The sequence below is a fragment of the Methylobacterium sp. SD274 genome (assembly GCF_017355285.1).
Classification (GTDB): Bacteria; Pseudomonadota; Alphaproteobacteria; order Rhizobiales; family Beijerinckiaceae; genus Methylobacterium.
In genome coordinates this window covers 1-13,020 of the sequence record NZ_JADIJP010000052.1, presented here as the reverse complement: position 1 = coordinate 13,020, position 13,020 = coordinate 1, and the positions used below count along the sequence as shown (strand labels likewise).

The window sequence follows — 13,020 nt, the reverse complement described above, 5'->3', positions numbered from 1 at the left end:
AGATGCCCCGTTCGGCCGAGGCACCGGTTCCGGCGGGTATTCCGAAGGATAGACGCATCCCGGTGAGCCCGCCCGCCTTCCGCGCGCCCGATCTGCCAGATCCGCGGCGGTCGGCGATGGCTTTCATCCGTGGCAAAGCCAGGGACCCGGAGACCAGGCCGGCCATCGAGCCCCCCGTCCGAGTGGAGCCAAAGCGTCCGTCGGAGCCGGTACAGGTGCCTAGAACCGTCTCCCGTCCCGAGCCCGAGCAAGCCCCGAAGAAGCCTTTCGACAAACCCGATCCGGGACAACGTCCATCGGTCAAGCGTGCCTCGACCGCATCGTTCAGCGTTTCGGGCGCCGCTGCCCTGGTGGGAGGGGGACGATGACGACACCGTCTCCGGTTCTACCCGAACCGGTTCCCCTGACCTCTCTCGGCGGCGTATCGATCGCGGCTCTGGGAATGCGGGAGACCGTGAATCTGATGACCGAGGCCGTGCGCCGTCATCCGCGCCCCGGAACGCCCCTCTACTTCACCTCGGCCAATGGCGAGGTGATGTCACGGCACGCACGCGACATTGAGTTCGCCCGGCTGATGGACATGGCGGATGTCATCAGCGCCGACGGACAGCCGATGGTGACCATGTCCCGCTTCGTCGGGGACCGGGCCCTGCCCGAACGGGTCGCCACCACCGACCTCTATCACGAGGTCGCCCGCAAGGCCCTGGCGGAAGGCGTGACCTTCTATCTCTATGGCGCCACCGAGAACGAGAACCGCGCGGCGGTGGCGACGACACAGCGCCTGTATCCAGGGCTGCGCATCGTCGGTCACCACCATGGCTACCTCGTGGGCGACGCGTTGGCCGCCAAGGTCGCCGAAATCGACGCTCTGGCGCCGGACATTCTCTGGATCGCCCTCGGGGTACCGCGCGAGCAGGCCTTCGTGCGCGATCACGGTCCGCTCCTGCGGAACGTCGCCCTCATCAAGACGTCGGGCGGCCTGTTCAACTTTCTCTCCGGAAGCCGCAGCCGGGCACCGGCCTGGGTCCAGCGGATCGGTTTCGAATGGCTCTGGCGGTTGCTGCAGGAGCCCCGGCGCCTGTTCTGGCGCTACTTCCTCACCAATCCGCACTCGCTCTACCTCATGCTCACACGCAGCGGCGACCGCTGGCGGACGCGTCGAGACAAGGCACGAGACAGCCGGGCGAGTGACGGCCAAGTCGATCACGGCCAGACGATCGTCCGAACCGCGACCGATGACGGCGATCGTGTCGTGACATGGGTGAAGGGGGCCTGACCCCCTTCGAGATTCACTGCTGGGCGAAGCCCGCGGCCATGTTCACCGCCAGAGCCAGGACGCTGGTGTTGAACAGGTAGGCGTAGATCGTCTGCGCCGTCACGATCCGGCGGAACGCCTTGCTGGTGATGTCGGTATCGGAGGTCTGTGAGGTCGCCCCGATGGTGACGGAGAAGTAGAGGAAGTCCCAGAAATCCGGCTCCTCTCCGCCGGGAAAGTCGATTCCGCCACGGTTCCGACCCTCGTCGACCTCGCCGTAATAGAGATGGGCGTAATGCACGGTGAAGATCACCTGCACGAAGACCCAGGCGCAGAGCATCGTCATGATCGCCAGGGCAAGGTGGGCAAGGCGCGGAGCGTCTGGCTCCCGTCCTCCGATCACCAGCATCGCCACGGCGCCGCAACTCGCGAGCCCTGCCAGGATGGCGAAGAGCGAGATCACCGGTGCGCTGTCGTCGAGCCGCGAGGCTTCCTGGCGCAGGGCGTCCCGCGACAGGGACGAGGTCCGCCAGATGACGAGGGCGGTGTAGACGACGACGCCGACGCACCAGCCGACGAGGAGGCGCGTCCAGAACGACGCGAAGGGCAGGGCCACCGACAGCACCACTGCGAACACGATCGCCCCGAGAAGCCGTGGGCGCAGCAGGAAGGCCTGGATGAGGTTCTGCATCGATGGGACTCGCGCTCCGGCACCCGGCTATAACGCCGGATCGCGCCAAGCGGTCATCGCATCCCCGTGAAGAGAGTTGCGCTCACCGAGGCCCGGCGGACGGCCTGGTATCACGCCTTGGGTGGGCGGCAGGCGGTGTCGCAGGAGGTCCCCGAGAACCGGGAGAACAGTTTGGCGAGATGAGGGCGCAGGGGCAGGAACCCGCGATAGGCGGCCTCGGCCAGGATCGGCATGCCGGGCAGACTCGCGAAGGCTGCGAGCCAGCCCCAGCCGGGCAACTCGCGCCAGAGCCGGATGAAGCCCGACGCTCCGGAGGCGAGACGGCCCTGATCGTCCCGGACGTGGAAACGTGCTTGCGCGGCTTCGCGGCTGAGATCGGGGCCGAGCGTGGCGGGGGCGTCGTCGCCGCTGACGTCGACGAAGGCGAGGCGTTCGGCCCCGCGACTACGCCGGTAGGTCCGGATCTCGGCGGAACAGAGCGGACAGGCCCCGTCGTAATAGACGGTCAGTGCGGCGGGTGGGGTCATGGTGGGCGGTTACGTCCCTCTTCATCGGCTCCGGAGAGGGAGGCCGTGTCCGGGGGCAACGCCGATACGAGCGAAACGGCCACACCCTCGATGGAAGCGGAGGTGTGGCCGTCTTTCGATGTGATGACGGAGGGGCACCCGTGTTCCGGGACGCCCCCCGCGCGTCAGCGGGCGGCGAAGGCCTTGAGCGCGGCCTTGCCGGCGTAACGGCCCTGCGCGCCGAGGCCTTCCTCGATGCGGATGAGCTGGTTGTACTTGGCCAATCTGTCCGAGCGGGCGAGCGAGCCGGTCTTGATCTGCCCGCAATTGGTGGCGACGGCGAGATCGGCGATGGTGGAATCCTCCGTCTCGCCCGAACGGTGGGACATCACGGCGGTGTAGCCGGCGCGCTGCGCCATATCGACGGCGGCCAGCGTCTCGGTGAGGGTGCCGATCTGGTTGACCTTCACGAGGATCGAGTTGGCGGTGTTCTCGGCGATGCCGCGCGACAGGCGGGTGACGTTGGTGACGAAGAGATCGTCGCCGACGAGCTGGCAGCGGTTGCCGACCTTCTCGGTCAGGAGCTTCCAGCCGGCCCAGTCGTCTTCCGACATCCCGTCCTCGATGGAGAGGATTGGATAGGAATCCACGAGCTTGGCGAGGTAATCGACCTGGGCCTCGATCGAGCGGGTCTGGCCCTCGCCTTCGTAATGGTAGGCACCGTCCTTGAAGAACTCGGTGGCGGCGCAGTCGAGGGCGAGCACGATGTCGGTGCCGGGCTTGAAGCCGGCCGCCTGGATCGATTCCATCACGAAGTCGAGCCCGGCCTCGGCCGAGGGGAGGTTGGGGGCAAAACCGCCCTCATCGCCGACATTGGTGTTGTGACCGGCCTTCTTCAGGGCGCTCTTGAGGGTATGGAACACTTCGGCGCCCATGCGCACCGCCTCGGCCAGCGAGGACGCACCCACCGGCATGATCATGAATTCCTGGAAGTCGATCGGGTTGTCGGCATGCGCGCCGCCGTTGATGATGTTCATCATCGGCACCGGCAGCACCCGCCCCTGGGTTCCGCCGACATAGCGGTAGAGCGGCAGGCCGGCGGTCTCGGCCGCTGCCTTGGCGACCGCCAGGGATACGCCGAGGATGGCGTTGGCACCCAGCCGCGCCTTGTTGGGGGTACCGTCGAGCTCGATCATCGCCTCGTCGACGGCGATCTGATCCTCGGCATCCATGCCGCCGATGGCGTCGAGGATATCGCCACGGACCGCGGCCACCGCCTTGCGCACGCCCTTGCCGCTGTAGCGACCCTTGTCACCGTCACGCAGCTCCACCGCCTCGTGGGCACCGGTGGAGGCGCCGGACGGCACGGCGGCTCGGCCGAAGGAGCCGTCTTCGAGGAGGACGTCCACTTCGACGGTCGGGTTGCCCCGGCTATCGAGGATCTCGCGGGCGGCGATGTTGGTGATCGCGGTCATGCGTGCCCCTGCTCTCAAGATGTTGCGGCCGGTATCCGGCCATGTCGTCATCGTCCCGCGGGCGTGCGCCGTCGGCGAGCGCGCCCTATGGGACCGGTCTGATACAGGGCAGGCTTATCCGTCAACGTGCCGCATCCGGCAAGCGCCCCTCGCCGATGAAGCTCGCCGGGCGGTCAGAAATCTTTGCTTAGGTTACGAGACGTTCCGCTTCGCGGGTTGTGTCCCCCACCCCGCTTCTCTCGCCGAGATCGGGGCGGACCCTGCAGCCAGGAGACTAGGCCGTTGATTTCATGAAGCATTCCGGGGTGGAGGTTTCCCTGGCACGCAGCCTGCGCTATAGCGGCGGACATGACCAACCCACTCTCCTCCGACGAATCTCTTCAGCTCGGCCAGCCGACCCCCCTGCCCGCCTCCCCCGAGACGGCGCGCCTGGACCGGGTGCCGAACCCTCATCCGGGAACGGATTATCTGGCGCGGTTCACCGCCCCCGAATTCACCTCGATCTGTCCCGTGACCGGCCAGCCCGATTTCGGCATCCTGATGATCGACTACGTGCCGGATCTTTGGCTCGTGGAATCCAAATCTCTGAAGCTCTATCTCGGCTCTTTCCGCAATCACGGCGCATTCCATGAGGATTGCACGGTCGGGATCGGCATGACGCTCGTCGATCTCCTCAAGCCCCGGTATTTCCGCATCGGTGGCTATTGGAATGCGCGGGGCGGTATCCCCATCGACGTGTTCTGGCAGACCGGCGAGCCGCCGAAAACGCTCTGGCTCCCGGACCAGGGGATCGCGCCCTATCGCGGGCGCGGCTGATTAGCCCGTGCCCGTTTCGACGATCTTCCGGCTCTAGCTTGAGCATCGAGGCAGCTTCTCACGCTGGCGTGGCATCGTAGCGGCCAAGAAAAAAGGCGGCCGGTCAAAACCGGCCGCCCTTCGAGAACGCGTGACTTAGCTCGGTTCAGTAGCCGTAGCCGTAAGCGGGTCGCCCATAGGCCGGACGGCCATAGCCATTGTTGTAGTAGGAATCGCGGGCGGCGCCGGCTGCGATGGCGCCAGCCGCCAAGCCAGCGATGCCAAGGCCGACGGCAGCGCCGGTCCCGATGCCACGGCGATGCCCGCCACCGTAGGCGTAGCCGCGATTGCCGTATCCACGGTTTCCGTAGCCACGATGGCCGTAGCCGCCGTGAGCATAACCGCCATGGCCGCCGCGACCGTAGCCGTGACCATGTCCGGGGCGGGCTTCCGCTGCCGTCCCGGCAGCCATGGCGCCGAGGGAAAGGGTGACGGCTGTGATCAGTGCGAACTTGCGCATGGAGCTCCTCAAATCGTCGCTGTGCTTAAGCCAAAACAACGAAGTGTGGGCGGGTCGGTTCCATTGTCACGTCTGGTCGAAAGATTCCGAGGGGCGTGACTCGGTCAGCCGCTCGACTTTGCCAAGCGATCGAAAGCCTGCAGGGTCTCCAGTAACGCCGGCATCGCCCGGAGAGGGACCATGTTGGGACCGTCCGACGGGGCATGGTCCGGATCGGGATGGGTCTCGATGAACAGGCCGGCGACCCCCACCGCCACGGCGGCACGGGCCAGCACCGCCACGAACTCGCGCTGCCCACCGGAGGTGGCGCCCTGCCCGCCCGGCTGCTGCACCGAATGGGTCGCGTCGAACACCACCGGCGCACCGTGCGTCACCTGGGCCATGATCGGCAGGCTGCGCATGTCGGAAACGAGGGTGTTGTAGCCGAACGAGGCTCCCCGTTCGGTGACCAGCACGTTGGGATTACCGGCCTTCGTGACCTTGGCGGCAACGTGGGCCATGTCCCAGGGGGCGAGGAACTGGCCCTTCTTCACGTTCACCACGCGGCCCGTGGCGGCGGCCGCCAGGAGCAGGTCGGTCTGCCGGCACAGGAACGCCGGGATCTGGAGGACGTCGATGATCTCCGCCGCCGGCGCGCATTGCGATGCTTCGTGGACGTCGGTGAGGACCGGGAGACCGAACCTTTCCTTGATGTCGGCGAAGATCGGCAATGCCCCGGCAAGGCCAAGGCCGCGCGCGGTGGAGCCGGAGGTCCGGTTGGCCTTGTCGAACGAGCCCTTGAAGACGAGGCCGATCCCGAGACGGTCGGTCATGCCCTTGAGCGCGTCGGCAATTTCGATGGCGTGGTCGCGGCTCTCGAGCTGGCATGGGCCGGCAATGAGCGCGAAGGGCAGGTGGTTGGCGAAGGCGGTGGACCCCGCCATCACGACGGGACCGGCGGGTGAGCGAGCGGGTTCGGACATGGCGCCCGGTCTAGCCCGCCTGGGCCCCGTCGAAAAGGCCGGCGCGACGGCGAAGGATCGTCCGACGATGCCGGGTGAGCATGCAGCGCGTGAGGTCGGGCGCCGCGCCGTCCAGGCCGAGGGTATCGGCGAGCCCCTGCCCGCTCGTCTCGCATCGCAGGGCCGCATTCCCCGCCTGTCCCGACTGCGGCACCCCCGTGAGGCGAGACTCCCGATGGAGGGTGCGGGCCAGGGCTTCGACCTTGCCGGCCTTCGCACCCACCAGCCCTTCCGCCGCCAGGCCGATCAGGACGAAAAAGGCTCCGGCCGGCGCCTGATCCCGTGACCCGAACGCCATCCGCGTCGGCGTCCGGCAATCGAGGCTCATGCGATCGGCATCCTCGGCGCGGAACACGGCGAGAGACGCCTCGCGCCCGGCCAGAGACGCGCCGGTGGCCCGGATCATCCGTGCGGTGAGTCGATCGCAGGAATCGCCCGCTGTCGCCGGATCCGGTGTCGAGGGCAAGGCGATGGCGGTCAGGAGGCAGGCGATGAATGAGAAGGATCGGGCTTTCATGGGCCCGATCCTAAAGCAGGCCGCCGCTCGAGCCCAACGATCTCAGCGTCGCGTTCCGATCGATCCCGTGACATCGGCGGGACAGGGCTCGTGGGCGTGCGAGCGAAGGACCCGGCGCAGTCGCAACGGATAGGCGCCGGTCTCGTCTTCCACCGTGCCCACCAGCGCATCCGTTGCCAGGGTTCCGTGGAAGGCGACATGGCCTCGTTCGCCACCGACCAGGAACGACAAGCCCTTGGTGTCGTCATCGAGGGTGAGGCTCTCGGCCTGCGCCGATTGGAATGGGGTTTCGTAAACCAGCACGTTGCCGGTGGGAGAACGCTTGAGCGTGATCCGCCGCCCTGCCCGCTCGCCACTTTCGGGCGTCGTGCAGAGATCCGCAAAAACGAAGGTGCCCGTGGCCCAGACCGGCTTCGCCGCCACCGACTTGGCATGGGCAGGCCCTGTCGGAGCGATCGTCGAGGAGAGAGCGACGAGGGGCAGGCCAGCCACCAGGATCCGCTTCAGAACAGGCATCGGATTCTCCCCCCTCCCATGTTCGCAACAGCAGACCCGTAGCTTCGCTTCGTCATGTCTCTGGATTGCGACAGGATCCGGCATCGGCGTGCGCGAAGGCACCTTCGTGACCGAGGCAAGATTCGGTCCTGTCGGCTGAGGGGACAGTCACGCGAAGAGCCGGCCCGAAGGAACGGGCGGGCTCTGGTCGAGACCTCGTCTGCGAAGAGGCCGGGGGCTCATCGCACCCCCGGCTGGGTGTTCAGCCGGCCTTGTTGAGGGCCACGGCGACGAAGCGGGTCACGCCCTTGGTGCTCTTGACCCGCATCAGCACCGCCTTGCGGCCACTAGCCTCGGCCGCCTTGATGCGCTCGGCGATCTCCGAGGGCTTCGAGACGCTGGAGCCGGCCACATCGAGGATAATGTCTCCCTGCTCGATGCCCTTGGCGGCGGCCGGACCATCGGGATCGACATCCATCACCGCGACACCCTCATCACCGGCACCGACCTGCGAGGCCGGGGCGAGGCTGAGGCCGAGGCGCGGCTGGCCGTCGCTCGACGAGCTGCTGCGGTTGTCGTTGCCTGCCTTCGGGTCGTTCGGCAGGGCGCCGAGCTCCACCGTGGCGGTGTCGGACTTGCCGCCGCGCAGATAGGCGAGCTCCACCTTGGCGCCGGGCTTCAGGCCGGCGATGCGGCGGGACAATTCGCGGGCATCGTTTACCGGCGCGCCATTGACCGATTCGATCACGTCGCCGGATTTGAGGCCGGCCTTGGCCGCCGGGGTGCCGGGTTCGGCATGGTCGACGAGGGCGCCCTTGGCCTTGTCGAGGCCGAGGCCGTCGGCGATGTCCTTCGTCACCGGCTGGACCTGCACGCCGAGATAGCCGCGGGCCACCTTACCGTCCGCCCGGAGCTGGTCGACCACCGCCTGCACGGTCTCCGCCGGGATAGCGAAGGCCAGGCCCACGCTGCCGCCCGAGGGGGAGGCGATGGCGGTGTTCACGCCCACCACTTCGCCGCCGACATTGAAGGTCGGGCCGCCGGAATTGCCCTTGTTGATCGGCGCATCGATCTGCAGGAAGTCGTCATAGGGGCCGGCGCCGATATCGCGGCCACGGGCCGAGACGATGCCGGCGGTGACCGTACCGCCGAGGCCGAACGGGTTGCCGATGGCCACCACCCAATCGCCGACGCGGGGCGCGGTCTTGCCCAGCGAGACGTAGGGGAAGGTGCCGCCTTCGGTGATTTTGAGCAGCGCCAGATCGGTCTTGGGGTCCTTGCCGATGACCTTGGCGTCGAGGGTGCGGTTGTCGTCGAGCGTGACCTGCACGGTCTTGGCCTTGTCGACCACGTGATTGTTGGTGACGACGTAGCCATCGGCCGAGATGATGAAGCCCGAACCCATGGCGCCACGCTGGCCCTGGCGCTTGGGCGACGGGCCGCCGAAGCCCTGGCCCTGCCCCGGGCCGCCCTGGCCGAAGCGCTTGAAGAACTCGCGCAGCTGCGGCGGAACCTGCTGGCCCTGGCCCTGCCCGGGGCCGTCGTCGTCGTCCATGCCGGCGCTGTCGTCGAGCTTCACCTTCACGGCGACCACGCCGGGCTTCACCTTGTCGACCACGCTGGCGAAGGAGCCGGGCGGATGGTCCGGCACGTCGATGGGGTTCTTGGACAGGGCCTGGGCATAGGCCGGGGTGGAGGGCTGAGTCAGGCTGATGCCCGCGGCTCCCGTCGCAGCGATGGCGATGGCGGCGACGGAGGCGAGGGCGTTGCGGCGCAGGCGAGAGGTGGACGACGTCATGGACAGGTCTCTCCGGAAAGGTCGTGTCCCCGCTGAGCGGGGCCATGACCCTCCATGTAGAGACCTCAGCCTGACCCGGCCGTGTCGCCGAGATTACGGTTTGGACAGGTTGGGAGCCGGGAGCGCCCTCACCCCCGCCCGCCATCTCAGATCCAGCAGCAATCCCGCCGGGTGCGTGTCGAGGACGGGCGTGATCGGCAGGCCGGCGGCGTGGAGGAGGCGGGCGGCCCAGTGGTTGCAGACGTTGGTGGCGCTGAAGCGGCCCTGCCCTTCGTAGAACAGGCTCGGCCCGTAGAGGCCGGGACCGCCCTCGATGGGGACGTTGTCGGCGAGGCGGAAGCTGGCGTCGAGGCGGGCGAGCAGACGGGCGAGGCCGGCCTTCGAGACCCGGATGGGGACGATATCCGAATGCGGGAAGCTCGTGCGGGTATCGTCTTCGAGACCCACCACCTGGACGACGCCCTCGCGTCCACCGGGGGTGAACAGGGCTTCGAGGGCGAGGCGCAGGTCGAACTGAGCCAGTGTCGGCGTCGCCCGGTAGAAGCGGGCCTCGCCCCAGCCGAACTCGATCCCCGGATAGGCCCGAAAGCGCGTGGCGATGCTCCGCAAAGCCGTGCCGGCGCCCTCCCCGGTGAGGGCCTCGCGTGGGATCACCAGCCCCGAATGCCAGCCGTGGCTGACGAGTTCGATGTTTTGTGAGTCGTCGTCCGGAGCGGGATAGAGCGCCGGGTCGCCGGACCTCGCCGTGACGATCGCGGCGAGGACGAGGAGGGCCAACAGGCCGGCGAGGCCCTGGCCCAGCCTGCGCAGGATCACGCGTCGGACAACCGCGCCAGGGCTTCCCGGATCTTCTCCAGACGTGCGGCTTCCGCGTCGCGGCGCTCGCGCTGCTCGTCCACCACCTCGTCGGGCGCGCGGGCGAGGAAGTCGGCATTGCCGAGCTTGGCCTCGATCTTTCCGATCTCGGAGGCCGCCTTCACCGCCTCCTTGTTCAGGCGGGCGACCTCGGCCTTGAGGTCGACGATGCCCTCCAGGGGCAGCGCCGCCACCGAGCCGCGCACCAGCAGCTGGACCGCGTTCTTCGGCGCGGTCTCGGCGAAGGAAATCTCCGACAGGCGGGCGAGGCGCAGGAGCGTGTCCTGCCACTGCGCTGCCCGCGCCAGCAGGGCCTCGTCGGCGCCGACGATGACCAGGGGAATCTGGGCACCGGCCGGCACGTTGGTCTCCGAACGGGCGGAGCGGATCTCGGAGACGAGGTCCACCACCCAGCCGATCTCGGCTTCGGCCCGAGCATCCGCCAGCCCCGACAGGTCGGGCCACGGCGCCAGCGCCAGGAGCCCACGCTCGGCGATGCCCTCGCCCTTGATCGCCCAGAGTTCCTCTGTGAGGAACGGCATGAACGGGTGCAGCAGCTTGGCGATCTGGTCGATCAGGAACGCCACCGTGGCCTGCGTCTCGGCCTTGAGGCCGGCATCGACGCTCTCGCCCTGAAGCACCGGCTTGGCGAGTTCGAGATACCAATCACAAAAAATATTCCAGACGAAGCGGTAGGCGGCCGCCGCCGCGTCGTTGAAGCGGTAGGCGTCGAGCGCCGTCGACACCTCGGCCACGGCGCGCGCGGCCTCGCCCAGCGCCCAGCGGTTCAGGGTCTCGGTGGCGGCTTCCGGGCGGTAATCGGCGCGGAGCACGCAGCCGTTCATCTCGGCGAAGCGCGAGGCGTTCCAGAGCTTGGTCGCGAAGTTGCGGTAGCCTTCGACACGGTTCACCGCGAGCTTGATGTCCCTGCCCTGAGCGGCCATGGCGGCCAGAGTGAAGCGGAGGGCATCGGCGCCGTACTGGTCGATGAGGCCGAGCGGATCGACGACATTGCCCTTCGACTTCGACATCTTGGCGCCCGAGGCGTCGCGCACCAGGGTGTGGAGATAGACCGTATCGAACGGCACCCTGTCGGTGACGTGGAGGCCGAGCATCATCATCCGGGCGACCCAGAAGAAGATGATGTCCTTGCCGGTGACCAAGGTGCTGGTCGGATAGTAGCGGTCGAGCTCCGGCGTCGCGTCGGGCCAGCCGAGCGTCGAGAACGGCCACAGGGCTGAGGAGAACCACGTGTCGAGGACATCCTCGTCGCGACGCAGGGCCACGGCGCGGCCGTGCTTGGCCGTCGCCTGCTCCAGGGCTTCCGTCTCGCTGGAGGCCACGAAGATGCCGCCCTCGTCATCGTACCAGACCGGGATCTGGTGGCCCCACCAGAGCTGGCGCGAGATGCACCAGGGCTCGATATTCTCAAGCCACTGGAAGAAGGTCCGCTCGTAATTCTCCGGAACGAAACGGGTTTTCCCATCGCGCACGGCCTGTAGCGCACGCTCGGCCAGAGGCTTCACGTTCACGTACCACTGGTCGGTGAGGTAGGGCTCGATGACCACGTTCGAACGGTCGCCATGCGGGACCGCATGGGTGTTGGGCTCGGTGAGCCGCAGGCGCTCGCGCGCCTCCATCAGGGCGACGACGCGCTTCCGCGCCTCGAACCGGTCGAGGCCGTGCAGAGCCAGAGCCTCGGGCTCAGGGTTCGAGTCCTTCAGGAAAGCCGCGTTTCCGTCGAGGGTTATGCGCGCTTCCGGATCCAGGATGTTAATCGGCGTGCAGCCGGCTCGCTTGCCCACCTCGAAATCGTTGAAGTCGTGCGCCGGGGTAATCTTGACGGCGCCGGTGCCCTTCTCCGGGTCCGAATAGGTATCGGCGACGATGGGGATCAGACGGCCGACCAGCGGCAGGCGCACATGCTTGCCGACGAGATGGGTGTAGCGCTCGTCGTCGGGATGGACCGCGACCGCCGTGTCGCCGAGCATGGTCTCGGGGCGGGTGGTGGCCACGGTGATGACCTCGCCGGTCTCGGCGCCTGCCTCATCGACGATGGGATAATCGAAGTGCCAGAGATGGCCCTTCACCTCGACCTGCAGGACTTCGAGATCCGAGATCGCGGTCTGGAACTTCGGATCCCAGTTCACGAGGCGCTTGTCGCGGTAGATCAGCCCCTGGGCGTGGAGATCGACGAAGGTCTTAGTGACGGCACGGACCATCTGGTCGTCGGGCTGGCCGGACAGGCCCATGGTGAAGCGCTCGCGCGACCAGTCGCAGGAGGCGCCCAGCCGCTTCAACTGGTTGACGATGGCCCCGCCGGACTCGGCCTTCCAGGCCCAGACCTTCTCGACGAAGGCCTCGCGGCCGAGCTCCCGCCGGCCGGGCTGCTTCGCCTCGGCGAGTCGGCGCTCCACCACCATCTGGGTCGCGATGCCGGCATGGTCCGTGCCCGGCTGCCACAGCACGTCGCGTCCACGCATGCGCTCGAAGCGGCAGAGGATGTCCTGCAGCGTATTGTTGAGCGCGTGGCCCATATGCAGGCTGCCGGTGACGTTCGGCGGCGGGATCACCATGGTGAAGGGCTTGGCGCCCGCGCGCTCCGGCCGTCCGGCCTTGAATGCGTCACCCGCCTCCCAGGCGGACGCGATGCGCGCCTCGACGGCGGCGGGATCGAAGGTCTTGTCCATCATGGGCTTGCGTCGGGCCAGTTCGTGCGGGGCGGCCGTGAGACCGCATGTTGGCCCGCTTTCACCCCGTCACGTCCTCCGCGTCAACATCGGAGGGCGGTCAGCGGCCCCGCGCCACGCGCTCGATCTCGGCGCGGACGAGGCGTTCGACCATGCCCGGCAGGTTGTCGTCGAGCCAGGATTGCAGCATCGGCCGCAGCATGTCCTGCACCATGTCCTCGATGGTCCGGGCATTCTGGCTCACCCTCGTACCGGCAAGAAGCTGGAACGCATGGCCGACGCTGGCATCGGTCAGGTCGGAAACGAGACGCTGCTTCAGGCTCTCGCGCGGGGCCTCCACCGGCTCAGGGCGGGGCGGCTCGGGCTGACGTGCCACCGGTGGCGGCGGCAGGGGCTCCGGTTCGGGCTCGTCGTCGTCGAAG

Annotated in this window: 13 protein-coding genes; 2 read left to right on the top strand and 11 right to left on the bottom strand. The window is 67.9% G+C overall.

The genetic code is table 11. The annotated features are described in order from the left end of the window. The first annotated feature begins 364 nt into the window (after window positions 1-364). Window positions 365-1,276 (top strand): WecB/TagA/CpsF family glycosyltransferase, encoded by a 912-nt coding sequence (locus tag IPV08_RS23645; RefSeq protein WP_207414234.1) that lies wholly within the window; start codon window positions 365-367, stop codon window positions 1,274-1,276. A 13-nt stretch (window positions 1,277-1,289) separates the two neighbouring features. Here IPV08_RS23645 and IPV08_RS23640 read toward each other — a convergent pair whose 3' ends face one another. From IPV08_RS23640 to eno, 3 genes are all read right to left on the bottom strand, one after another. Then, entirely contained in the window at window positions 1,290-1,946 is a 657-nt protein-coding gene (locus IPV08_RS23640; RefSeq protein ID WP_207414232.1) for a DUF1345 domain-containing protein, read from the bottom strand. A 110-nt stretch (window positions 1,947-2,056) separates the two neighbouring features. Next, on the bottom strand, window positions 2,057-2,473 hold the full coding sequence (locus IPV08_RS23635; protein ID WP_056434091.1) for a DUF393 domain-containing protein: 417 nt from the start codon (window positions 2,471-2,473) through the stop codon (window positions 2,057-2,059). A gap of 164 nt (window positions 2,474-2,637) precedes the next feature. Further along, window positions 2,638-3,927, bottom strand: a complete 1,290-nt coding sequence (gene eno / locus IPV08_RS23630) for a phosphopyruvate hydratase (RefSeq protein WP_207414230.1) — start codon at window positions 3,925-3,927, stop codon at window positions 2,638-2,640. A gap of 348 nt (window positions 3,928-4,275) precedes the next feature. Here eno and queF point away from each other — a divergent pair, with 348 nt between their 5' ends. Beyond that, the gene (gene queF, locus IPV08_RS23625) at window positions 4,276-4,743 is read left to right on the top strand and encodes a preQ(1) synthase (protein WP_207414228.1); all 468 of its coding nucleotides are present in this window, start codon (window positions 4,276-4,278) and stop codon (window positions 4,741-4,743) included. Window positions 4,744-4,888: 145 nt separating this feature from the next. Here queF and IPV08_RS23620 read toward each other — a convergent pair whose 3' ends face one another. The 8 genes from IPV08_RS23620 to IPV08_RS24835 all read right to left on the bottom strand — a co-directional run. Next, entirely contained in the window at window positions 4,889-5,242 is a 354-nt protein-coding gene (locus IPV08_RS23620; RefSeq protein ID WP_056434083.1) for a hypothetical protein, read from the bottom strand. Window positions 5,243-5,346: 104 nt separating this feature from the next. Beyond that, window positions 5,347-6,204 carry a 3-deoxy-8-phosphooctulonate synthase gene (gene kdsA, locus IPV08_RS23615; protein WP_207414225.1) on the bottom strand — a complete coding sequence of 286 codons (858 nt, stop codon included), beginning with the start codon at window positions 6,202-6,204 and terminating at the stop codon, window positions 5,347-5,349. Between the two features lie 10 nt (window positions 6,205-6,214). Then, on the bottom strand, window positions 6,215-6,760 hold the full coding sequence (locus IPV08_RS23610; protein WP_207414222.1) for a hypothetical protein: 546 nt from the start codon (window positions 6,758-6,760) through the stop codon (window positions 6,215-6,217). Window positions 6,761-6,802: 42 nt separating this feature from the next. Continuing rightward, window positions 6,803-7,276 (bottom strand): hypothetical protein, encoded by a 474-nt coding sequence (locus tag IPV08_RS23605; RefSeq protein WP_056434077.1) that lies wholly within the window; start codon window positions 7,274-7,276, stop codon window positions 6,803-6,805. A 241-nt stretch (window positions 7,277-7,517) separates the two neighbouring features. Next, window positions 7,518-9,053: a Do family serine endopeptidase gene (locus IPV08_RS23600; RefSeq protein WP_056434075.1), complete on the bottom strand. Its 1,536-nt coding sequence runs from the start codon at window positions 9,051-9,053 to the stop codon at window positions 7,518-7,520. A gap of 93 nt (window positions 9,054-9,146) precedes the next feature. Beyond that, window positions 9,147-9,869, bottom strand: coding sequence for a DUF2459 domain-containing protein (locus IPV08_RS23595; protein ID WP_207414220.1), 723 nt, complete (start codon window positions 9,867-9,869; stop codon window positions 9,147-9,149). Beyond that, window positions 9,866-12,601 carry a valine--tRNA ligase gene (locus IPV08_RS23590; protein ID WP_207414218.1) on the bottom strand — a complete coding sequence of 912 codons (2,736 nt, stop codon included), beginning with the start codon at window positions 12,599-12,601 and terminating at the stop codon, window positions 9,866-9,868. The genes IPV08_RS23595 and IPV08_RS23590 overlap by 4 nt, the downstream gene beginning before the upstream one ends. A gap of 97 nt (window positions 12,602-12,698) precedes the next feature. Next, a partial coding sequence (locus tag IPV08_RS24835; RefSeq protein ID WP_246748200.1) for a DUF2497 domain-containing protein occupies window positions 12,699-13,020 on the bottom strand: 322 nt, incomplete at its 5' end.

Coding starts and splice junctions, on each gene's coding strand:
- IPV08_RS23645 (WP_207414234.1), top strand. CDS start 365: ATGACGACACCGTCTCCGGTTCTACCCGAACCGGTTCCCCTGACCTCT.
- IPV08_RS23640 (WP_207414232.1), bottom strand. CDS start 1,946: ATGCAGAACCTCATCCAGGCCTTCCTGCTGCGCCCACGGCTTCTCGGG.
- IPV08_RS23635 (WP_056434091.1), bottom strand. CDS start 2,473: ATGACCCCACCCGCCGCACTGACCGTCTATTACGACGGGGCCTGTCCG.
- eno (WP_207414230.1), bottom strand. CDS start 3,927: ATGACCGCGATCACCAACATCGCCGCCCGCGAGATCCTCGATAGCCGG.
- queF (WP_207414228.1), top strand. CDS start 4,276: ATGACCAACCCACTCTCCTCCGACGAATCTCTTCAGCTCGGCCAGCCG.
- IPV08_RS23620 (WP_056434083.1), bottom strand. CDS start 5,242: ATGCGCAAGTTCGCACTGATCACAGCCGTCACCCTTTCCCTCGGCGCC.
- kdsA (WP_207414225.1), bottom strand. CDS start 6,204: ATGTCCGAACCCGCTCGCTCACCCGCCGGTCCCGTCGTGATGGCGGGG.
- IPV08_RS23610 (WP_207414222.1), bottom strand. CDS start 6,760: ATGAAAGCCCGATCCTTCTCATTCATCGCCTGCCTCCTGACCGCCATC.
- IPV08_RS23605 (WP_056434077.1), bottom strand. CDS start 7,276: ATGCCTGTTCTGAAGCGGATCCTGGTGGCTGGCCTGCCCCTCGTCGCT.
- IPV08_RS23600 (WP_056434075.1), bottom strand. CDS start 9,053: ATGACGTCGTCCACCTCTCGCCTGCGCCGCAACGCCCTCGCCTCCGTC.
- IPV08_RS23590 (WP_207414218.1), bottom strand. CDS start 12,601: ATGATGGACAAGACCTTCGATCCCGCCGCCGTCGAGGCGCGCATCGCG.